Below are 20,559 nucleotides of genomic sequence, written 5' to 3'. Positions count from 1 at the left end.
GTCCCAACCCGCTAGCCCTCGGCGGCAGCCGCCCGCAACCGCCCGTACTCCTCCGCCATCGTCGCCGCCGTCCAGTGCGCGTTGAGCCCGCTGGGGTTGGGCAGCGCCCACACCCTGCTGGCCCCGATCAGCCGTTCCTGCGGACCGATGGCGGCCTTGCGGTCGTCGAAGGCCACCCGGTACGCGGTCACGCCCACCACGGCCAGCCAGCGCGGCCGCAGCCGCTCCACCTTGGCGGTCAGCAGCCGCCCGCCCTCGCGGTACTCCTCGGCGGTGAGCTCGTCCGCGCGAGCGGTGGCGCGGGCGACGACGTTCGTGATGCCCAGCCCGTACGACGGCAACTCGCCCTGCTCCGACGGCTTCAGCAGCCGTGGCGTGAACCCCGAAAGGTGCAGCACCGGCCAGAACCGGTTGCCGGGACGCGCGAAGTGGTGGCCCGTGGCGGCCGTCGTCAGCCCCGGGTTGATGCCGCAGAAAAGGACGTCGAGACCGTCCGCGACGATGTCCGGCACCAGCCGGTCGCGGGCGGCCTCCAGGTCCGCGGGGGTGAGCCGTGTCAGAGGATCGCCCCCGGCGTGTATCCCGCGGCCTCCGGGTGCTGCTTCACGATCTCCTCGACCCGGCCGACGACGGCGGCGACCTGGTCGGCGGCGGCACCCGTGAAGGACAGCTTGTCGGCCATCAGCTCGTCGAGTCCGGCGCGGTCCAGGGGGATGCGCTCGTCCGCGGCGAGCCTGTCGAGCAGTTCGTTGCGCTCGGCGCCCTGCTCACGCATGGCCAGGGCGGAGGCGACCGCGTTCTCCTTGATGGCCTCGTGCGCGACCTCCCGGCCGACACCGGCGCGCACCGCGGCCATCAGGACCTTGGTCGTCGCCAGGAACGGCAGGTAGCGGTCCAGCTCACGCGCCACGACGGCCGGGAAAGCGCCGAACTCGTCGAGGACGGTGAGGAAGGTCTCCAGCAGTCCGTCCAGCGCGAAGAACGCGTCGGGCAGCGCGACCCGGCGGACGACCGAGCACGACACGTCACCCTCGTTCCACTGGTCGCCCGCCAGTTCCCCGGTCATCGACGCATAGCCGCGCAGGATCACCATCAGGCCGTTGACGCGCTCGCAGGAGCGGGTGTTCATCTTGTGCGGCATCGCGGAGGAGCCGACCTGGCCCGGCTTGAAGCCCTCGGTCACCAGTTCGTGCCCGGCCATGAGCCGGATCGTCTTGGCGGTCGAGGACGGCGCTGCGGCCAGCTGTACCAGCGCGGTCACCACCTCGTAGTCCAGGGAGCGCGGGTAGACCTGGCCGACGGAGGTGAACGCCTGCGAGAAGCCGAGGTGCCGGGCGATCCGCTGCTCCAGGTCGGCGAGCTTCGCGGCGTCGCCGCCGAGCAGGTCCAGCATGTCCTGAGCCGTACCGACCGGGCCCTTGATGCCGCGCAGCGGGTAGCGGCCGAGCAGCTCCTCGACCCGGCCGTACGCCACCAGCAGCTCGTCGGCGGCGGTCGCGAACCGCTTGCCGAGAGTGGTCGCCTGCGCGGCGACGTTGTGCGAACGGCCGGCGACGACCAGCTCGCCGTACTCGCCCGCGAGCTTGCCCAGCCGCGCCAGGACAGCGACCGTGCGGTCGCGCACCAGCTCCAGCGAGAGCCGGATCTGCAACTGCTCGACGTTCTCCGTGAGGTCCCGGGACGTCATGCCCTTGTGGACCTGCTCGTGCCCGGCGAGGTCGTTGAACTCCTCGATCCGCGCCTTCACATCGTGCCGCGTGACCTTCTCGCGCTCGGCGATCGAGGCCAGGTCGACCTGATCGAGAACCCGCTCGTAGTCGGCGATCGCGGCGTCCGGCACCTCGATACCGAGGTCCTTCTGGGCCCGCAGCACGGCGACCCAGAGCTGACGCTCCAGACGCACCTTCTGCTCGGGGGACCAGAGCGTGGCGAGCTCGGCGGAGGCGTAACGTCCGGCGAGGACGTTGGGGATACGGGGCTTTGCGGGCGAGGCAGTCACGTGCACGGATTCTACTGTCGATTCCCGCAGGCCAGCGCCGCGGGTCGGTTCGTCGGAACCTACGAGACGGGGCCGGTGCCGTCCGCGATCCCGGCCAGGATGTCCGCGTGGCACAGCTCGGGGGCGCACCAGCAGGCCAGGGTCCTGCCGCGCAGGGCGGGCACCTGGGCGAGCAGACCGGGGCGTTCGAGGAGATACGCCCGGTATTTGTCCATGACCTCGGCGCGGGTGCCGTCGCGCTTCTTGGTGGCCGTGTCGTAGGCGAACGGGTTGAAGAGCGGGTGCCGGGGGAGGTCCCAGTGGCCCATGGTCCAGCGGCGGCCGACGTAGACGAGGTCAGCGGGGGCGTGTTCGAGCCGTGGGCCGAAGTCGTGGATGCGGCCCTTGAGGTTGATGACGGTGGCGCCCACACGGCTCCGTTCGGTCGGACGTGACCTCGATGATCCGGCGTGCCGGGACCTACGCCGGCGGCTCCTCGTACGGATAGAGGCCAGGGCGCTTCGGCGGCAGGCCGTCCCCCGAGGAGCGTCCCGTCAGACGGCGGCCGATCCAGGGCAGCAGGTGCTGCCTGGCGAAGCGGACGTCGTCGGTCCGGCGGGAGATCCAGCCCGGCGGGTCCGTGGGCGGCATCGGAGTGTGCCAGTCCGCGTCCTCAGGGTCGTATCCGAGCACCTGCCAGACGGCCTCGGCGACGCGGCGGTGCCCCTCGCCGGTCAGGTGCAGCCGGTCCAGGTCCCACATACGGGGGTCGCCCAGCGAGGGCGCTCCGTACAGGTCGACCACGAGCGCGCCGTGCCGCTTCGCGAGGTCGTCGATGTGGGTGAAGAGCTCCTCCACGCGGGGCCGGAACCGTTCGAAGACCGGCCCGGTGCGGCCAGGGCTGTGCATCAGGACCAGCTGCTCGCAGGCGGGGGCGAGGCGCTCGACGGCCTCGTCCAGGAGCCCGCGGACGCGTCCCATGTCGACCTTGGGCCGCAGGGTGTCGTTGAGCCCGCCGACCAGGGTGATCACGTCGGGCGACATCGCGGCCGCCACGTCGACCTGCTCGTCGACGATCTGCCCGATCAGCTTCCCGCGCACGGCGAGGTTGGCGTACCGGAAGCCGGGCGTCCGTGCGGCCATCCGGCCCGCGAGGAGATCGGCCCAGCCGCGGTAGGTGCCGTCGGGCAGCATGTCCGACATGCCCTCGGTGAAGGAGTCGCCGACCGCGACGAGACTGGTGTAGTTGGCATTCGTCTGCATGGCGAAAAAGATGTTAACCCGCTCGCACATCTGTCAGCGGGTCGGGCCGTCGTACCGCGGTCCGGACCGGGGTACGGCCGTCGCCCTCCGGTCGTCCCCGGTTCCGGACCGTCGCTGGCGCGGATCAACCCTTACCGCACAGCCGAGTGCGTGCCCCCGTCCCCGGCCGTACTCCGCGTGGATCGCCCCTGGCCACGACACGACAGGCGGGCACCCTCACACCGGCTGCCCGAACAGCTCCCGGAGCACGTCCTCCATCGTCACCAGACCCGCGAGCCGGCCGTCGCTGCCCAGCACGGCCGCGAGATGCGTACGGCTGCGCCGCATCGCGGTGAGCACGTCGTCCAGCGGAGTGCTCTCGCGGACACTGGCGATGGACCGCATGTCCCGCACCTCGAAGGGACGGTCGCGCGGCGTCGCGTCCAGGGCGTCCTTGACGTGCAGGTAGCCGACGATGCGGCGCCCCTCGTCCACCACGGGGAAGCGCGAGAAGCCGGACTCGGCGGACAGCCGCTCCAACTGCTCGGCGGTGACACCCACGCGCGCGTAGACCACGCTTTCCAGCGGCAGGACGACGTCGCGGACGGGTCGCCGGCCGAGCTCCAGAGCGTCGTGCAGGCGCTCCTGGGCGCGGGCGTCGATGAGCCCCGCCGCGCTGGAGTCCTTGACGAGACGGGCCAGCTCGTCGTCCGTGAAGGTCGCGGCCACCTCGTCCTTCACCTCGACCCGGAGCAGCTTCAGCAGCGTGTTGGCGAAGGTGTTGATGGTGAAGATCACCGGGCGCAGCGCCCGCGCGAGCCACACCAACGGCGGCCCCAGCAGCAGGGCGGTGCGCACCGGCTCCGCGAGGGCGACGTTCTTCGGCACCATCTCGCCGAGCAGCATGTGCAGATACGTCGCCACGGCGAGCGCGATCACGAAGGACACCGCGTGGCCGGCGCTGTCCGGGACCCCGACGGCGTGGAACACCGGCTCCAGGAGATGCGCGATCGCGGGTTCGGCGACGATACCCAGGACCAGGGTGCACAGGGTGATGCCCAGCTGGGCGGCCGCCAGCAGCGCGGACACGTGTTCCAGCCCCCACACGACGCTGCGCGCCCGCCGGTCGCCGCTCTCGGCGTGCGGCTCGATCTGGCTGCGGCGCACCGAGATCAACGCGAACTCGGCGCCCACGAAGAAGGCGTTCACGACGAGCGTCGCGAGGCCGATCAGCAGTTGTACGACGGTCATCGTTTCCCCTCCTCCTCGGCAAGCGGTGCGTGCAGCAGCAGGCGAGCGGCCCGTCGGCCCGAGGCGTCCACCACGTCCAGCCGCCAGCCCGCGACGTCGACGCCGTCCCCGTCGGCCGGAATACGGCCGAGCTCGGTCGCGACAAGGCCCGCCAGGGTCTCGTACGGCCCGTCGGGCACCCTGAGCCCGACCCGCTCGAGCTGGTCGGTGCGGACGGATCCGTCCGCCGAGTACAGCTCGCGCCCGTCGTCGTCCGTGCCGGCCGGGGCCAGGTCGGACAACTCGTGCGGGTCGTGCTCGTCGCGAACCTCGCCGACGACCTCCTCGACGATGTCCTCCAGGGTGGCGACCCCGGCGGTGCCGCCGTACTCGTCGATGACCACGGCCATCGTGCGCTTGCCGGACAGCCGGTCGAGCAGCCGGTCCACGGTCAGTGAGCCCGGTACGAACAGCGGTTCACGCGTGATCTGGGAGACCGTGGTGCGGGCGCGGCGCTCGGCCGGCACGGCGAGCACGTCCTTGATGTGCACGACGCCGACGACCGAGTCGAGACCGCCGCGGTAGACGGGGAACCGGGACAGGCCCGTCGCCCGGGTCGCGTTCGCCACGTCCTCGCAGGTCGCCTGTGCTTCCAGTGCGATGACCTGGACACGCGGGGTCATCACGTTCTCCGCGCTGAGGTCGGCGAGGTTCAGGGTCCGGACGAACAGTTCGGCGGTGTCCGCCTCCAGGGCACCCTCTTTGGCGGAGTGGCGGGCGAGGGCCACCAGCTCCTGCGGTCCGCGCGCGGAGGCCAGCTCCTCGGCGGGTTCGAGGCCGAAGAGCCGTACGACCCGGTTCGCCATGTTGTTGAGATGCGTGATGAACGGGCGGAACGCGGCGCTGAACCAGCGTTGCGGCGTGGCCACCCGTTTGGCCACCGCCAGCGGTGAGGAGATCGCCCAGTTCTTGGGCACCAGCTCGCCGACGACCATCAGGAAGACCGTCGACAGGGCCGTACCGATGACCAGCGCCACCGTGTGCGACGCGGAGGTGGAGACACCCGCCGACTCCAGCGGGCCCGCGATCAGCTTGGCGATGGACGCCTCGGAGAGCATGCCGACGACCAGGTTGGTGACGGTGATGCCGAGCTGGGCGCCGGAGAGCTGAAAGGTCAGGTTGCGTACGGCCTTCAGGGCGCCGGAGGCGCCCACCTCGCCGCGCTCGACGGCCCGCTCCAGCTCGCTGCGCTCGACCGTGGTCAGCGAGAACTCCGCCGCGACGAACGCGCCGCAGGCCAGTGAGAGCAGGACCGCCACCAGAAGGAGGAGCAGTTCGGTCATCGGGTCACCTCCGTCCCATGATCGGCCAGGGTCGGGGGGACCGCGCGATGTCGGCCGGCGCCGCGAGGATCACGGGGCCGGCGGTTGGGGGGCTCGCCCATGGGCGGACGTTCACGCACCTCTCGAAGGGCCGACTGATCGGCTCATGGTAAAGGGTCGGCAAAGTCGGCTCAGCCGCCGAGAGGTTTCACCCAACGGCGCCACTGCTCCTCGGGCGCATACCCCGCAGCCCGCCACGCATGTTGCGCGCTCGCGTTGCGCTGGAGCACCATCGCGTCCCCGCGCCGCCCGCCGAGCGCGACGAACCGCTCCTCGGCGGCCGTGAGCAGCGCCGAGCCGATTCCCAGCCGGCGCCGCTCGGGATGCACCGCGAGCCGGTACAGATGGCAGCGCCAGCCGTCGAAGCCCGCGATCACCGTGCCCACCACCTCGCCGTCACGCTCTGCCAGGATCAGCGCCTCGGGGTCGCGGGCGACCAGCCGTTCCACACCGTCGCGGTCGTCGCTGATGCTCGTGCCCTCCGCGGCCACCTTCCAGAAGGCCAGCACGGTGTCGAGATCGTCGGGCGTCGCGGCCCGTATCCGCAGCTCAGTCATGCCACGATCTCATCACGCGCGGCACCGGAGCACACGGAACTCCGTCATCAGGACCGCGGGTTCACTGTCCGCGCAGCGCCTCGACCACCACTCCGAACGCCTCCATGTAGGGCTCCAGTACGGTCAGATAAGAGAACCCGTACCGCTCGCGCTGTGCCAGCACCTGCGCGGTGAGCTGTTCCGGCGTACCGAGCAGCAGGATGGGAAGATCCAGGGCCTGTCGCGCCGTCAGATGGGGTACGCGCGGGAGCAGTTCCCGTACGGCGGCCTCGCGGTCGTCGGTGGCGACGACGAGTTGGATGAGCACGTTCAGCTCCGCGGGTTCCGCACGGCCTGCCGCCAGCCGCCGGTAGGCCGCCACCCGCTCGTCCAGCTCCTCCGCGGTGAGCGCCGCCAGCGCCCCCGTCGTGCTGCCGGGCACCGACCGCGCCCCCGTGAACGCCGCGATGTCGGCGTGCTCGGCGGCGAGCCGCAGCAGACGATCGCCGTTGGCCCCGATCAGCAGCGGCACCCGCGGCTGGTCCTCGGCCGGCCCGAGCAGCCGGTCCAACTCCTGGACCGTATGCCGGAGATGGTCCACCCGCTCGCGGGCGGAGCCGTACGGCAGGCCCGCGGTGTCGTGTTCCGCCTGTACGTAGCCGGTGCCGAGCCCGAGTTCGAGGCGGCCGCCCGTCAGCGCGTCCGTGGTGGCGACCTCGCGGGCCAGCAGCGTGGGATTCCAGAAGCCCGCGTTGAGCACGAAGGTGCCGAGCCGGGGCCGGCTCGTCGCCTCGGCGGCGGCCACCAGCGCCGGGAACGGCGCGGGCATGCCGAGATGGTCGGGGACCAGGATCACGTCGTAGCCGAGCTGTTCGGCCCGACGGCACTTCGCGCGCCACTCGTCGGCGGGCACGGGATTCATCAGGCTGACACCGAAACGGAAGGCGCGCGGCATGAACTCTCCTCAGTCATGGTCGACTTGGCCCGAGTGCCTGACGTGCCTGGGGTGGGGTCTCACTCGTGCGCGATCGCCGCCAGTACGTTCATCCGGGAGGCGCGCAGGGCGGGCAGCAGCGCCGCCACGATGCCCACGACCGCCGAACCGATCACCACCGCGAGGATCGTCGTCCACGGAACGGCGAACGCCCTCATGCCCTGAAGGGCGAGCACCTGCTGCACACAGACACCCCAGACCAGGCCGAGCGCCAGGCCGAGGACCGCGCCGAACACGGCGATCACCACCGACTCCAGCCGGATCATCCGGCGGAGCTGACGCCGGGAGAGCCCGATCGCGCGCAGCAGCCCGATCTCGCGGGTGCGCTCCACGACCGACAGGGCAAGGGTGTTGACCACGCCGAGCACCGCGATGACGATCGCCAGCCCGAGCAGCGCGTACACGAGGTAGAGCAGCACGGCGATCTGGTCGTGGACCAGCTTCTTGTAGTCGGCCAGGTCGCGTACCTGCACCTGCGGGTACGGATCGAGCGTCTCGTCGAGATTCGCGCGCAGCTGGTCCTCGCTGGTGCCGGAGGCCGCGTTCACGTACAGCACGGAGTCCTGGCCGCCCGGCACGTACTTCTCGATCGTGGCGAAGCCGAAGAAGAGTCCGCCCTGCGTGCCGAATCCTTCTGCGGCCTCCAGGTCGGTGAGCGCGGCCACCTTCAGCTCGGTCTTCCGGCCGGCCGGGAACTCGACGGGGATCGTGCTGCCGAGACGTACGCCGTGGTCCTTCGCGAAGTCCACGTCCATGCCGAAGTTCCCGTCGCCGAGCGCCGCCGCGGTGTCTCCCTGCGCGTACTTGACGCGGGCGACGTCGTCGAGCCGCGGATCGTAGCCCGCGGCGGTCGTCTCGATCCGCCTGCCGTCCGGCAGCCGCACCGCGACCGGCGAGAAGCGCTGGCGGACCACGAGTCCGGCGCCCTCCGTGCCGCGCACCTTGTCGGTGACCTCCTGCGAGAACGGCACGAAGTTGCTGTTCTGGATCACGAAGTCGGCGCCCAGCGTCTTGTCGATCTGCTCGTCGAACGACTTGGACATGGACGCGCTGGCCACGGACATCCCGCCGACCAGGGCGAGACCCACCATCAGGGCGGCGGCGGTGGCGCCCGTGCGGCGCGGATTGCGCAGCGCGTTGCGCTGGCTCATCCGGCCGACCGAGCCGAACAGGGCGGGGAAGGCCCCGCCCAGGACCCGGATCACCGGCCGCACCAGCAGCGGACCGGCGATCACCGTGGCGATCAGCGTCAGCACGACACCAAGTCCCAGCAGGGAGGCGGAAGTCGAGGTGCTCGACGACGCGACGCATCCCGCGAGCGCGCCGACGCCGGCCGCCCCGACCAGTGAGCCGACCCACGCGCGCACCCGCAACGGCCGTCCCGCACCGGCGACTTCGGCGTCCGCGAGGGCAGCCATGGGGGAGACGCCCGACGCGCGCCGAGCCGGGAGATAGGCCGCCACGAAGGTGACGCCGATCCCGACGACGTACGCCGAGACGGGAGTCGCCACCCCGATCACCATCTCGGTGGACTTGAGGTTCATGCCGAACGCGCTCATGAGCTCGATCAGTCCGGCCGCCAGCCCGATCCCCGCGGCGAGGCCGAGTGTGGAGCCCACCAGGCCGAGAAGGAGCGCCTCGGTCAGCACCGACCGGCGCACCTGACGGCGGTCGGCGCCGAGTGCGCGCAACAGGCCGAGTTCGCGGGTGCGTTGGGCGATCAGCATCGAGAAGGTGTTGACGATCAGGAAGACGCCCACGAGCACGGCGATTCCGGCGAAGCCGAGCATGACGTACTTGATGACGTCCAGGAATCCGCCGAGTTGGGCGGCGGCGTCCTCCGCCTGCTCGTCGGCTGTCTGCAAGTCATAGGCGCCCGTGCCGAGTTCGGCGGCGATGCGCTGTTTCAGTACGGCGTCGGTGACGCCTGGGGCCGCGTCCACCGAGATGCTGGTGGCGGTGTCCGGACTCCCGAGCAACTGGTCGGGCGCGGTCCGACTGTCCAGGAACAGCAGCGCGGCACCGGGGTTGGTGGTGGTGAAGGTGGCGATGCCGACGATCTCCACCTTGAACGTGCCGGGCTGCGCGAGCACCGTCAGGTTGTCGCCGACACTCACGTCCTTGCTCTTGGCGGTGTCCGCGTCGAGCAGTGCCTCACTGGCCCCCTCCGGGGCACGGCCGGAGGTCAGCTCCAACGGGCTGCGGTCGGTCTGATACCAGTCGGTGGCGACGGTGGGGGCGCCCGTGGTCGGGCCGACCGACTCGTTCTCGCTGTCGACGACCGTGATGTTCTCCACGGACGTGTCCGCGTGGGCGGACTCGACGCCGTCGACCTCCGCGATGCGGCCGGCCAGTGCGGCCGGCACCGTCTCGGCGGCGCCGGAGGGGATCTGCGAGTCGAGATCGTCCTTCGGGCCCACCGTCACGTCGGCGGAGGTGGAGGCGAAGAGCCGGTCGAAGGTGTGCGTGACCGTGTCCGAGAAGATGAGGCTGCCCGCGACGAAGGCCACGGACAGCACGACCGCGAGCGCCGAGAGGAGCAGCCGCCCCTTGTGCGCGAGAAAGCTCCGCAGTGTCGCCTTGAGCACGACCGCCTCAGTCCTTGTCGAGGGTTACGTCGCGGGAGTCGCCGTCGGTGGGTGCGGGACCCGCGCCCGTGCCGGCGGAGGAGCCGTCAGGTGTCGTGGCGCCGGTGCCGTCCCCGTCGTCGCGGGCCGCCGGGATCGGGCCGGTCCCGGGGTTCTGCTGGTGCCCGGACCGCCCGGTGGAGCGGCGCAACCGCTCAAGCACCGCGTCCGCAGTCGGCCGCTCGATCTCGTCCACGATCCGGCCGTCCCCGAGGAAGAGCACCAGGTCGGAGTGGGCGGCGGCGCTCGGGTCGTGCGTGACCATGACGACGGTCTGGCCCAGTTCGTCGACCGCCTCGCGCAGGAAGCCGAGGACCTCGAGCCCGGCGCGGGAGTCGAGGTTGCCGGTCGGCTCGTCCGCGAAGATCAGCTCGGGGCGGGAGGCGAGCGCGCGGGCACAGGCCACCCGTTGCTGCTGGCCACCCGAGAGCTGGGACGGCCGGTGCTTGAGCCGGTCCCGCAGGCCGAGCGTGTCGATCACCTGGTCCAGCCACTTCTGGTCGGGCTTCTGGCCCGCGATGTCCATGGGCAGCGTGATGTTCTCGACCGCGTTCAGCGTCGGGATCAGGTTGAACGACTGGAACATGAAGCCGATCCGGTCGCGCCGCAGCCGGGTCAGCTCGCGGTCCTTCAGACCGGTGATCTCGGTGTCCCCGAGCCACACCTGTCCGGCCGAGACGGTGTCGAGCCCGGCCAGGCAGTGCATGAGGGTGGACTTTCCCGAGCCCGAGGGCCCCATGACCGCCGTGAAGCGGCCCCGCGCGATGTCGACGTCGACCGCGTCGAGTGCGAGCACGGTCGTCTCGCCCGAGCCGTACGCCTTGGTCAGGCCGCGGGCGCGAGCGGCGGTTCCCTCGGCCTCCGCCAGGCCGAGAACGTGCTCCGCAGCAGGTGTGGACAAGGCCGCCTCCTCAGTGATGGACGTCCCGACTTCCTTGTCGCGGCCGAGCCTAGTGTGATCCTGGGCACACCCGGTATCCCCCCGAGGTGTCGGGCCTTCTCCGCCCCAGGTCGTGCCCCTGATACCCGTGTAAGGGGCAATCTCCACCTTGAGGACCCCTCGTTCACGGGATGCCCTCTTGCCGGTGCTAGCAATTCGGCGCTAGCTTCGAGGTATGGCGAAGACTCAGCTGAACGTACGGGTGGACGAGGGCACGGCCCGCGCCGCCCGCGAACGAGCGCTGGCACGCGGCATGAGCGTGAACCGCTACATCGAGGAACTGGTCAGACAGGACACCGGGGAGGTGGGCCACACCTTCGTCGACGCCGCCGCCGACTTCATGAAGCAGTACGAATCCGTCTTCGCCGAGGAGTTCGGCGCGGACCGCGAAGGCAGCCGGGAAGCCGGTCCGGCCGGCGGCCGGGCGGACAACTTCGAAAGCGCGCGCGAAGGTCGTCGTTGATCCCTTGAGCAGTCTCAGAGTCGACCTTGCCTGGCTCCTCATGATCGCCGAACGGAAAACGCCCGGAGACCCCCAGGTCACCGACTGGGGAGCCCTCGTCGCGGCGGTCAGTCGGCACGAGGCGGAGATATTCGGCATTCCCGTCTACGACAGCCCGCACGCCCGCGCCGCCGCGCTGCTCCAGCTCCTCCTGCACGTACCGGCGCTCGAACGCTCCAACGCGATGTTCGCCTCGGCCGTCGCGTACGGCTATCTCGTCGCCAGCGGCCTCAAGGTCGTCACCTCACCCGAGCAGGTGCGTGAACTCGCCCGCCTGGTGAAGGGCGGCGACACCACCGTCCACGACATCGCCGAGGAACTCCGGCAGTGGAGCCTATGAGGCCTCCGCCGAACGTTCGCTCTCCCCGTGAGCCGGGCGCCGGGCGGTGCCCAGCACGCAGTACGAAGTGGGCAGCCGGGGCCCCTTCTCGGGCATCAACACCCTCCTGTACGGGCCCAGTTCGAACCCGGCGTCCCGCAGCGCGGCGATCGGGTCGCGCGCCAGATGGCAGCCGCCGCTGAGCCGCGGCCACACCGTGCGGTCCAGGCCGCGCTGGACGTAGGTCATCGCGTGCCCGCCGCCCACGCCGTGTTCGAAGAACCGCAGCGTGCCCCCGGGCCGCAGCACGCGCCGCAGTTCGGCGAGGGTCCGCGGCACATCGCGCACGCTGCACAGCACCAGCGAGACCACGGCCCCGTCGAAGGCCTCGCTCTTGACCGGCAGCGCCTCCGCCGCACCAGGCACCACGTCCACCGGCACCTCGGCGCGCAGGGCCGCCTCGACCGCCAACCGCCGCAGCAGTCGCTCGGGTTCGATGGCGACGACCTCCGAGACGGTGCTCGGATAGCGCGCGAAGTTCAGGCCGTTGCCCGCGCCGATCTCGATCACCCGCCCGGAAAGGCCGTCGAGCAGCCGGTCGCGTACGTCTGCCATCCCCATCCGGGTCTCGGCCGCGACGCTGACACGGGCGTAGTAGCGGGCGAACAGCGGATGGTGCACGGCGTCCCGCGACACCTTGCCCGAGCTGGTGGACCGGAGCGGCATGACGGACCTCCAGGGAGGACGGGCCTTACCGCGATTCTCCCCCGAACAGGTCCGTCGCACCCCCGCTGCGCGGTCCCGTACCCGCGGGACCGCACAAGCAGGGGTGCGACGGCTGCTCAGGGGCGTCAGGCGATGAAGTCGCGCACCTGCGTGTATATGCCGGGGTCGTTGTTCATGTCGGTGTGCGAGACGCAGCCGACTCCCACATTCGTGGCGCCGTTCAGCAGCGCCGTGCTGTCCGGGTTGAGGTAGTCGTCGCAGTTCGACCAGTAGGCGGCGTAGGACACACTGCCCGGTGTCTCGTCACCCGAGTTCAGCGCGGTGAGGAAGGAGCTGCCGGTGTACATCTCGGCGCAGGACGTGTAGAGCCAGGCGCACAGCCCGGCGACGCTCGTCCCGTGGTTCGTCCCGCCGATCGAGACGAAGTCGTCCACGTACGTCGTGCCGCCGAGGTTCTTGAGGTAGTAGCGGCCGCTCATCGGACCCATGGAGTGGGTGACCAGGTCGACCTTGGAGGCGCCGGTCTGCGCGAGCACGCTCTGGACCTTGGCCGAGAGCTGCTGCGCGGTCGTGACGTTCGACTGGCCCCAGCTGTACGACCACGCGTACAGCTCGGAGTCGGTGTAGCCGTCCGCCTTGAAGTCGGCGATCCAGTCGTCCCAGCTGCTCGACGAACTGCTCAGACCGTGGACGAAGATCACGGGGTTGTGGGTCGCGGCCTGTGCGGGCGCGGAGAGGGAGAGCGACAGAAGGAGCGCTGCGGCCACGGTGGAGAAGAACGCGGCGACGCGACGCATGCGGGGTTGCATGGTGCCTCCTGAGACATGTGGGGTAATCAGGAGTGTCAACCGGGGTCTACGCGCGGCGCATCGGTGAACTCGCCGGTCTTTACTTGTCAGTTAACTCACCAGTAACGTGATACACGTGGTGACTCCGGTGAACCCCCCACCTCTCCCGCGCACTTCGCCACCACCGCTCACACACGCGCGTCGGCGCCCTGAACCGGAACGGCCCGAGTCCGCCCAGCTGCCAGGGCTCGGCGCCTCACTCTCCGAAGGTGTGCGAGTACGACTGCTGCGTGCCGCGCACGGCGACCGTAGCGCGGCCGCGGAACTCGTCTCGGTACTGACCGAGCGTCAACTGACCGGCCTCGACCCGCTCCCGGCGCGACCGCCCGCGCTGCTGCGCGCGTACCGCCAGGAACTCCGCGCCCTGCCGGACCGCACCCGTTTCCTCCTGCTCCTCGCGGCGGCCGACCAGCACCCGGTGACCACCCACGCCTATCTGCGCGCCGTCACCGCGGCCCGGCTCGACACCCGGTCCCTCGACGCCGCCGAGGCGGCGGGGGTGGCTCATGCCACCGCCGACGGGATCGTCTTCCGCGACCCGTGGACCCGGATCGCCGCCTACGAGACGGTCCGTCCGTCGGACCGGCGCGAGGTCCACCAACTGCTGGCCCGCGTCCTGCGCGGCGAGGGCGAGGAGCCGCGCCGCGCCTGGCACCACGGCGCCGCCGCGCTCGGCCCCAGCCGAAGGCTGGCCGCGCGGCTCCGGGTGGCCGCCGACCTCGCGCGTGTCGCGCGCGAACACGCCCTCGCCTGCGCCCTCCTCGAACGCGCCGCCGTGCTGGCGCCCGACCCGCGCGACCGCGCACACCTGCTCGCCCGCGCCGCCACCGACGCCTGGCACTCCGGCGACACCGACCGCGCCCGCCGCCTCGCCGCGTCCACCGAGGCCGACGGGCTCAGCGGTCTGCTGGCACTGCGCGCGGGCAACGCGACCGACGCGTTCGACGCACTGCTCACGGCCGTGGCCCACACGGGCGGTGTGGAGGGTGGCCCCGTCGCCGGAGGCTCAGGCGACTTACCGGCGACCTCCGTACCCGGCAGTCGCCGCGCGCTGTCGCCGGCGGAGGCCCGATCCATTCCCGCGGGCGGTTCGCCGACGGCCGCGGCGGGCCGTGCGCCCGGTGTCCGTGCCGTCGGCTCCGACCGGTCGATGGCCGAGGATCCCGCCGCACCCCGTGCCGCCGGCTCCGACCGATCGATGGCCGAGGATCCCGCCGCACCCCGGCCCGCCGTCACTCTGCTCGCCCGGGTCACCGAAGCCGCCATCTACACCGGGGACCTGCGCCGGTGCCGGGAGGCGGCCGCCGTCGCCGACCGGCTCGGGATCGTGCCGCCGGGCACGCTGAGCGGGCTGGCCGCCGCCTCCGAGGGGCGCTACGAGGACGCGCGGGACGTGCTCGAAGCGGCGGCCGAGCGGTGCGGACCCGGCGGAGACCCCACTCTGCTCATCCACGCCGGAATCGCGGCGCTGCTCCTCGGCGACCACACCCGAGCCGCCTCCGCCACCGTGCGGGCCGCCGCCTCGGCCCGAGCCAGGGGCGAGACGATGATAGTGCCGCAGGCGATGGAGTTCAGGGCGTACGCCGAGTTCTGGACCGGCCGCTCCCGTGCCGCGGAGGCGGACACGCTCGACGCACTGCGCCAGGCGTACGCCACCGGCCAGGACAACGGGGCCTGCCACCTCCAGGCCGCGCTGGCCATGTTCGCCGCCCTCACCGGTGACGAGGAGGTGTGCCGGGCGCGCGCCGAGGCCGCCCGCTCCTACGCCCTGGCCCGTGGGCTGGGTCTGCCCGCCGCGCTGACCATGTTCGCCCTCGCCTTCCTGGACCTCGGCGCCGGCCGGTTCGCCGCCTCCGCGGCCCGGCTGCGTGCCCTCGCCGGATTCGGACCGGGCCACGGGCACCGCGCCATCCGTCACATCGCGACCCCGCTCTACGTCGAGGCGGCCGTCCGCAGCGGTGACAGCCGCGTCGCCCGGGTCGCCCACGCCGACTACGACCGCTGGGCCCGCACCATCCGCAGCCCCGACGACCTGGCCCTCAGCGCCCGCTGCCACGCGCTCCTCGCCTCCGGCCCCGAGGCCGTCGGGCACTACCGCGCCGCCCTCGACCTGCACGCCGCCGGTACCCGTGACTTCGAACGTGCCCGCACGGAGCTGCTGTTCGGCAGTGCGTTACGGCGGTTGAGGCAGCGCACGGAGGCACGGGACCGGCTGCACAGCGCCCTCGCGGCGTTCGAGCACTTCGGGTCACCGCAGTGCGCGGCACAGGCCCGCGCGGAACTCCGAGCCCTGGGGGAAGCGGCCACCCCCGCGGGCGGTCGGGCGGACCCCGTGCCCCGGCTGACCGCGCAGCAGCTCGTGGTCGCCCGCATGGCCGCGGAAGGAGCCACGAACCGCGAGATCGGCGCCCGCCTCGCCCTCAGCCCGCGGACGATCGACCACCATCTGCGCGGCGTCTTCACGCGGTTGGGGATCCGGTCACGGATCGAGTTGGTGCGGGTGCTGGACGACGGGTGACGGGGGTGACCCCGCCAGGAGGCGGGAGCCTCCCGGCACTACAGCGCGACACCCGGCATCCAGCCCCCGTCGCCCGGGGAGCCGCCCGGCATGCGCCGCGTCGCTCGCAGGACCGCCTGGGTTCACAGGGCTGCGGGGCTCGCGGAGCCGTCCGGCACCACAGCGCCGCGATGTTCGCAGCGCCGCCTGGCACCACAGCCCTACGTGGCTCACGGAGTTGCCCGGCCTCGCAGGGTCGCGTGGCTCGCGGAGCCGCCCGGCGCCACAGCGTCGCGTCGCCCTCACCCTGCCTGGCATCTAGCCCCACCCGGCATCCAGCTCTACCCGGCATCCAGTCCCGCCCGGAACGCAGCGCCGCGTCGCCGTCGGAGCCATGTCGCTTACGGGCCCGCGCCTCCTACAAGGCGCACCGCGCGCTGAACGCGACCGCGTCCCAGGTTCCGCCCAGCTCGGGTGACAGCCAACTCGGGGCCGCCGTGCGGAAATCGGCGGGTGTAAGTGCCCCCGTACCGGACGGCACCGCCCCGAGCAGCGGGGCTCCCGTCACCACCGGCAGGTCCGCGACGTTGCAACGAGATGCCAGGTCCGGGTCGTTGGGCCAGCTGCCGATGACCACACCGGCGAAGTCCAGCCCCCGGTGGCGTAGTTCACGTGCCGTCAGTTCCGTCGTGTTCAGGGTGCCGAGACCCGCCGAGGCGACCACCAGTACCGGCGCGCCCAGCAGCCGTGCCGCGTCGGCCAGCGTTCCGCCCTCGTCGTCGAACCGTACGAGGAGCCCGCCCGCTCCCTCCACCAGCACCAACTCGTGCCCGGTGGCCAGTTCGGCCGCCGCCTCCGCGACCTCATGGGCACGCACCGGCGCGAGCCCCGCCCGGCGCGCGGCCGTCGCGGGCGCCAACGGCTCCGGATACCGGGCGAGTTCGAGGGTGGTCACGGCGCCGGCGAGCCGGGCCACCTCGTCGGCGTCGCCGCGCTCGTCCGGACGTACGCCGGTCTGCGCGGGCTTGAGCACGGCCACGGACCGCCCGGCCGCGAGAGCCGTGCCGGCGACGGCGGCCGTGGTGATCGTCTTGCCGACCTCCGTGCCCGTCCCCGTGATGACCAGGACCGTCATGTCATCCCTCCCGTGCCGCCGCGCACACCGCGCGCGTGATCCGTGCCAGGTCCGCGTCGCCCGTGACGTACGGCGGCATCGTGTAGACGAGGTCGCGGAACGGCCGCAGCCAGACGCCCTCGCGGACGGCGGCTCGCGTCGCCGCCCCCATGTCCACCTCGTGGTCGAGCTGGACGACGCCGATCGCCCCCAGGACACGTACGTCCCGGACGCCCGGCAGTTCGAGCGCGGGGTCAAGACCCTCCCGCAGCCCCGCCTCGATCCGCTTCACCTCGGTCCGCCAGTCCTGCCCGAGCAGCAGATCGATGGAGGCGCAGGCCACGGCCGCCGCCAGCGGGTTGCCCATGAACGTGGGCCCGTGAGCCAGCACCGGGACCTCGCCCCGGGAGATCCCGTCGGCCACCCGCGCCGTACACAGCGTCGCCGCCATCGTCAGATAACCGCCGGTCAGCGCCTTGCCGACGCACATCACGTCGGGTGTCACGCCCGCGTGCTCCGCCGCGAAAAGCGTGCCCGTGCGCCCGAACCCGGTCGCGATCTCGTCGAAGACGAGGAGCACGTCATGCGCGTCGCACGCCTCGCGCAGCACCCGCAGATACGCGGGGGAGTGGAACCGCATCCCGCCCGCGCCCTGCACCACCGGCTCGACGATCACCGCGGCCAGCTCGTCGGCGTGCCGCTCGACGAGCGAGCGGAGCTGATCCGCGTACGACTCCTCGTACGCGGTCGGCGGCGCGTCGGCGAAGATCTGCCGTGGCAGCACGCCCTGCCACAGCTCGTGCATCCCGCCCTCGGGATCGCACACCGACATCGGCTGCCAGGTGTCCCCGTGGTACCCGCCGCGCCAGGTCAGCAGGCGTTGCTTGGCCGGGCGGCCGAGCGAGCGCCAGTGCTGGAGGCACATCTTGACGGCGACCTCGACCGAGACCGAACCGGAGTCGGCGAGGAAGACGTGATCGAGGCCCTCCGGCGTGATGTCGACAAGTCGCTTCGCCAGCCGTACGGCGGGCTCGTGGGTGAGCCCGCCGAACATGACATGGCTCATGCGCTCCAACTGGCCGCGCGCCGCGTCGTTGAGCACCGGGTGGTTGTAGCCGTGGATGGCCGACCACCAGGACGACATGCCGTCGATCAACTCGCCCGAGCCGTCCGCCAGTCGCAGCCGTACCCCGCTCGCCGACTCCACGACGAGCGGTTCCTGCCGGCCGGGCATCGGCCCGTACGGATGCCACACGTGCCGCCGGTCGAGGTCGAGCAGCTCGCGTACGGGCAGGTCAGGCATTGGGCGCGAGGTCCGTTCCGGCACCACGGCGGCGCACGGCGACGAGGTCCGTACGCGCCTCGGCGACCTGTTCCGGCGACGCGGAAGCGGACACCGGCGCGGAAGCCGAAGCGGAGGCGCACACCGACGCGGAACCCGGCGCGGCAGCGGAACCGCACGCCCCGCCGCCCTCGTGCGAGCCGCACCCCCCGCCCTCGGACACCCGGTGCTCCGGCAGCGTCACCTCGCCCGCGTCCTCCACCTCGAACCCGGCGTCCGCGATCATGTCGAGGTCGGCCTTGCCCGCCTGGCCCTCGCTGGTGAGGTAGTCGCCGAGGAAGATCGAGTTGGCGAGGTGCAGCGCCAGCGGCTGCATCGTGCGGAGATGGACCTCGCGGCCACCGGCGATCCGCACCTCGGCGTCCGGGCAGACGAACCGGACCATCGCCAGGATCCGCAGACACCGCTGAGGCGTCAGGTTCCACTCCTTGGCGAGCGGAGTGCCCTCGAACGGGATCAGGAAGTTCACCGGAACGGAGTCGGGGTCGAGCTCGCGCAGCGCGTGGACGACGTCGACCAGGTCCTCGTCGCTCTCGCCCATGCCCGCGATCAGACCGGAGCAGGCGGACAGGCCGGCCGCGTGCGCCTTCTGGACGGTGTCCACCCGGTCCGCGTACGTGTGGGTGGTCGTGATGTCCCCGTACGTCCCCTCGGACGTGTTCAGGTTGTGGTTGTACGCGTCCGCGCCCGCCGCGCGCAGCCGCTCGGCCTGGCCGTCATTCAGCAGGCCGAGGCAGGCGCACACCTCGACGTTCTCGTTCCCGTCCTTGATGGCCTTGATCGTGTCGGAGACCCGGTCCACGTCACGGTCGGTCGGACCGCGTCCGCTGGCCACCAGGCACACCCGCTTGGCGCCGCCGGCCAGGCCCGCCGCCGCGGCCCTGGACGCCTCGTCCGGCTTGAGCCAGGTGTACTTGAGGATCCCGGCCGTCGACCCCAGCCGCTGCGAGCAGTAGGAGCAGTCCTCGGGGCACAGACCCGACTTGAGGTTGACCAGGTAGTTGAGTTTCACCCGTCGGCCGAACCAGTGCCTGCGCACCTTCCCGGCCGCGGCCACCACGTCGAGCACGTCGTCGTCGGAGGTGGCCAGCACGGCCAGAGCTTCGTCCCGGGTCGGCAGTTCGCGCCGAAGCCCCTTGTCCACCAGCGTGTTCAGCAGGTCCATGAGGTCCGATCCTGGCGTATGGGACCGCTCGCGGCCAAGGAGAGTTCGTACAAGACAGACGGTTCGACGTGTGGGGTATGTAACACGACCACCCCAGTACGTAGGGTCAACAGAGAGCATGGAAGACCAGGTCAGAGGCCCAAAGTCCGCATCTCACCGCCGATTTGGTGAGAGACATGAGTGAGACGAAAGGGCCAGTGGATCAGTATGGAGGGTTCCTACAACACCCCTGAAGGGGCTGTCCCTCAAGCGCCGTGGGTGACTTGATTCGGGCTGTTCTGGAAGCTCTCGACATCCCCACCCTGCGACCGTAGGGGACCGCGAGGTGCATGACCGGATCTTGAGCGAACGGGCCATGCACGCGGCAATCGCGCTCCGCAGCACGCTGGACGGGTGCCCTCTTGAAACCGAGTGGACAACCGGATATCTGCGAGAATGGCTCCCTGAGCATCCCGCTACCGGCTATGGCCGGTGGGCGGGTCGGTAGCTACAGAGGCCCAGTATGGCTCTCTGAGACGCAAAGGAACCCTAGCGTTATCCGCTGGGGTTCCTGTCTGCGTGAAGCCCCTTCAGGGTATCTCTAGGTGGTTCACGGCCCTAACGAGGAACGGCCGCCATACGGACCCGTAAGTAGTCATCAGGAAACGCCATGGCTGAGGCGTACTAATGTGTTCTCGCGTTCCGCAAGTCGATTAGGTGGAGCCGTCCAGCAACTTCACAAGTAATGACGTGATGACGCGTATGGTTCCGACTCTGATAGTGGATAGCGGAGCCTCGTTGGTTCGGATGAGGTCGTATAGTTGAGATTTACTGATACCGAGAGCTGTGGCCGCTTCCTTCACACTCACGGTTGCTGGCCAAGATCGGACATCATCGAGGGTTGGTGGTCCGTCCATGTCGGTCCTGTCCATGTCGATATCTGAACGGAATCACGCTTATTTTCGGGTGTCGAATCCTCCCGTAGAGGCTTGATCGCCGGAGTGTTAGGGGGTCTGGTTCCCGAGCCGGGCGGGAGGGATTCTGAGGCCCGTATGTAATTTCCCGGAGGGTTCATCTGAAGCCGATACCAGCTCATGTAGGGGTGTCGGCCCTGCGGCACGTTAGACGTCATTTCAGT

General features: G+C 71.1%; 17 protein-coding genes and 1 pseudogene. 3 read left to right on the top strand and 15 right to left on the bottom strand.

Going from position 1 to position 20,559, the window contains the following annotated elements:
• Window positions 1–11 precede the first annotated feature (11 nt).
• The 10 genes from mug to ACIBLC_RS09885 all read right to left on the bottom strand — a co-directional run bounded on the left by mug (window position 12) and on the right by ACIBLC_RS09885 (window position 10,890).
• Entirely contained in the window at window positions 12–560 is a 549-nt protein-coding gene (gene mug / locus ACIBLC_RS09930) for a G/U mismatch-specific DNA glycosylase (RefSeq protein ID WP_399210452.1), read from the bottom strand.
• A complete protein-coding gene (purB, locus tag ACIBLC_RS09925) occupies window positions 557–1,999 on the bottom strand; it encodes an adenylosuccinate lyase (protein WP_399210254.1) in 1,443 nt (480 codons plus the stop codon). The genes mug and purB overlap by 4 nt, the downstream gene beginning before the upstream one ends.
• Window positions 2,000–2,058: 59 nt before the next feature.
• Window positions 2,059–2,409 (bottom strand): DUF4326 domain-containing protein, encoded by a 351-nt coding sequence (locus ACIBLC_RS09920; RefSeq protein ID WP_399210253.1) that lies wholly within the window; start codon window positions 2,407–2,409, stop codon window positions 2,059–2,061.
• A gap of 49 nt (window positions 2,410–2,458) precedes the next feature.
• Window positions 2,459–3,241, bottom strand: a complete 783-nt coding sequence (locus ACIBLC_RS09915; RefSeq protein WP_399210252.1) for an SGNH/GDSL hydrolase family protein — start codon at window positions 3,239–3,241, stop codon at window positions 2,459–2,461.
• A 216-nt stretch (window positions 3,242–3,457) separates the two neighbouring features.
• Window positions 3,458–4,471, bottom strand: a complete 1,014-nt coding sequence (locus tag ACIBLC_RS09910; RefSeq protein WP_399210251.1) for a hemolysin family protein — start codon at window positions 4,469–4,471, stop codon at window positions 3,458–3,460.
• Window positions 4,468–5,793 carry a hemolysin family protein gene (locus ACIBLC_RS09905; protein WP_399210250.1) on the bottom strand — a complete coding sequence of 442 codons (1,326 nt, stop codon included), beginning with the start codon at window positions 5,791–5,793 and terminating at the stop codon, window positions 4,468–4,470. Before ACIBLC_RS09905 ends, ACIBLC_RS09910 begins: the two co-directional genes overlap by 4 nt.
• Window positions 5,794–5,963: 170 nt before the next feature.
• Window positions 5,964–6,389, bottom strand: a complete 426-nt coding sequence (locus ACIBLC_RS09900) for a GNAT family N-acetyltransferase (protein ID WP_399210249.1) — start codon at window positions 6,387–6,389, stop codon at window positions 5,964–5,966.
• A 61-nt stretch (window positions 6,390–6,450) separates the two neighbouring features.
• A complete protein-coding gene (locus ACIBLC_RS09895) occupies window positions 6,451–7,323 on the bottom strand; it encodes an LLM class F420-dependent oxidoreductase (protein ID WP_399210248.1) in 873 nt (290 codons plus the stop codon).
• A 59-nt stretch (window positions 7,324–7,382) separates the two neighbouring features.
• Window positions 7,383–9,950, bottom strand: coding sequence for an ABC transporter permease (locus ACIBLC_RS09890; protein ID WP_399210246.1), 2,568 nt, complete (start codon window positions 9,948–9,950; stop codon window positions 7,383–7,385).
• 7 nt (window positions 9,951–9,957) lie between these two features.
• On the bottom strand, window positions 9,958–10,890 hold the full coding sequence (locus ACIBLC_RS09885) for an ABC transporter ATP-binding protein (RefSeq protein ID WP_399210245.1): 933 nt from the start codon (window positions 10,888–10,890) through the stop codon (window positions 9,958–9,960).
• A gap of 214 nt (window positions 10,891–11,104) precedes the next feature.
• Here ACIBLC_RS09885 and ACIBLC_RS09880 point away from each other — a divergent pair, with 214 nt between their 5' ends.
• The gene (locus ACIBLC_RS09880; RefSeq protein ID WP_399210244.1) at window positions 11,105–11,392 is read left to right on the top strand and encodes a toxin-antitoxin system HicB family antitoxin; all 288 of its coding nucleotides are present in this window, start codon (window positions 11,105–11,107) and stop codon (window positions 11,390–11,392) included.
• A gap of 4 nt (window positions 11,393–11,396) precedes the next feature.
• Window positions 11,397–11,771, top strand: a complete 375-nt coding sequence (locus ACIBLC_RS09875) for a fic family toxin-antitoxin system, toxin component (RefSeq protein ID WP_399210243.1) — start codon at window positions 11,397–11,399, stop codon at window positions 11,769–11,771.
• On the opposite strand, the gene ACIBLC_RS09870 is transcribed toward ACIBLC_RS09875, so the two are convergent.
• Window positions 11,766–12,476 carry a class I SAM-dependent methyltransferase gene (locus ACIBLC_RS09870; RefSeq protein WP_399210242.1) on the bottom strand — a complete coding sequence of 237 codons (711 nt, stop codon included), beginning with the start codon at window positions 12,474–12,476 and terminating at the stop codon, window positions 11,766–11,768. The genes ACIBLC_RS09875 and ACIBLC_RS09870 overlap by 6 nt on opposite strands.
• 125 nt (window positions 12,477–12,601) lie before the next feature.
• Window positions 12,602–13,285 carry an esterase/lipase family protein gene (locus ACIBLC_RS09865; protein ID WP_399210241.1) on the bottom strand — a complete coding sequence of 228 codons (684 nt, stop codon included), beginning with the start codon at window positions 13,283–13,285 and terminating at the stop codon, window positions 12,602–12,604.
• A gap of 250 nt (window positions 13,286–13,535) precedes the next feature.
• Between ACIBLC_RS09865 and ACIBLC_RS09860 the strand changes: the two genes are divergently transcribed.
• Window positions 13,536–15,842, top strand: a complete 2,307-nt coding sequence (locus ACIBLC_RS09860; RefSeq protein WP_399210240.1) for a LuxR C-terminal-related transcriptional regulator — start codon at window positions 13,536–13,538, stop codon at window positions 15,840–15,842.
• A 397-nt stretch (window positions 15,843–16,239) separates the two neighbouring features.
• Here the strand turns inward: ACIBLC_RS09860 and bioD are convergent, their stop codons facing one another.
• From bioD to bioB, 3 genes and pseudogenes are all read right to left on the bottom strand, one after another.
• Window positions 16,240–16,956, bottom strand: coding sequence for a dethiobiotin synthase (gene bioD, locus ACIBLC_RS09855; protein WP_399210239.1), 717 nt, complete (start codon window positions 16,954–16,956; stop codon window positions 16,240–16,242).
• A gap of 1 nt (window position 16,957) precedes the next feature.
• On the bottom strand, window positions 16,958–18,238 hold the full coding sequence (locus tag ACIBLC_RS09850) for an adenosylmethionine--8-amino-7-oxononanoate transaminase (protein WP_399210238.1): 1,281 nt from the start codon (window positions 18,236–18,238) through the stop codon (window positions 16,958–16,960).
• Between the two features lie 144 nt (window positions 18,239–18,382).
• A pseudogene (gene bioB, locus ACIBLC_RS09845) lies at window positions 18,383–19,442 on the bottom strand (biotin synthase BioB); the annotation flags it as partial.
• Window positions 19,443–20,559 lie beyond the last annotated feature (1,117 nt).

The organism is Streptomyces sp. NPDC050535, from assembly GCF_044457665.1.
In the GTDB taxonomy this organism is placed as follows: domain Bacteria; phylum Actinomycetota; class Actinomycetes; order Streptomycetales; family Streptomycetaceae; genus Streptomyces.
Note: the sequence above shows the minus strand (reverse complement) of the source record. Positions and strands in the feature narration are given on the sequence as shown.

Coding starts and splice junctions, on each gene's coding strand:
- bioD (WP_399210239.1), bottom strand. CDS start 16,956: ATGACGGTCCTGGTCATCACGGGGACGGGCACGGAGGTCGGCAAGACG.
- ACIBLC_RS09915 (WP_399210252.1), bottom strand. CDS start 3,241: ATGCAGACGAATGCCAACTACACCAGTCTCGTCGCGGTCGGCGACTCC.
- ACIBLC_RS09910 (WP_399210251.1), bottom strand. CDS start 4,471: ATGACCGTCGTACAACTGCTGATCGGCCTCGCGACGCTCGTCGTGAAC.
- ACIBLC_RS09900 (WP_399210249.1), bottom strand. CDS start 6,389: ATGACTGAGCTGCGGATACGGGCCGCGACGCCCGACGATCTCGACACC.
- ACIBLC_RS09870 (WP_399210242.1), bottom strand. CDS start 12,476: ATGCCGCTCCGGTCCACCAGCTCGGGCAAGGTGTCGCGGGACGCCGTG.
- ACIBLC_RS09850 (WP_399210238.1), bottom strand. CDS start 18,238: ATGCCTGACCTGCCCGTACGCGAGCTGCTCGACCTCGACCGGCGGCAC.
- ACIBLC_RS09865 (WP_399210241.1), bottom strand. CDS start 13,285: ATGCAACCCCGCATGCGTCGCGTCGCCGCGTTCTTCTCCACCGTGGCC.
- ACIBLC_RS09905 (WP_399210250.1), bottom strand. CDS start 5,793: ATGACCGAACTGCTCCTCCTTCTGGTGGCGGTCCTGCTCTCACTGGCC.
- ACIBLC_RS09880 (WP_399210244.1), top strand. CDS start 11,105: ATGGCGAAGACTCAGCTGAACGTACGGGTGGACGAGGGCACGGCCCGC.
- ACIBLC_RS09895 (WP_399210248.1), bottom strand. CDS start 7,323: ATGCCGCGCGCCTTCCGTTTCGGTGTCAGCCTGATGAATCCCGTGCCC.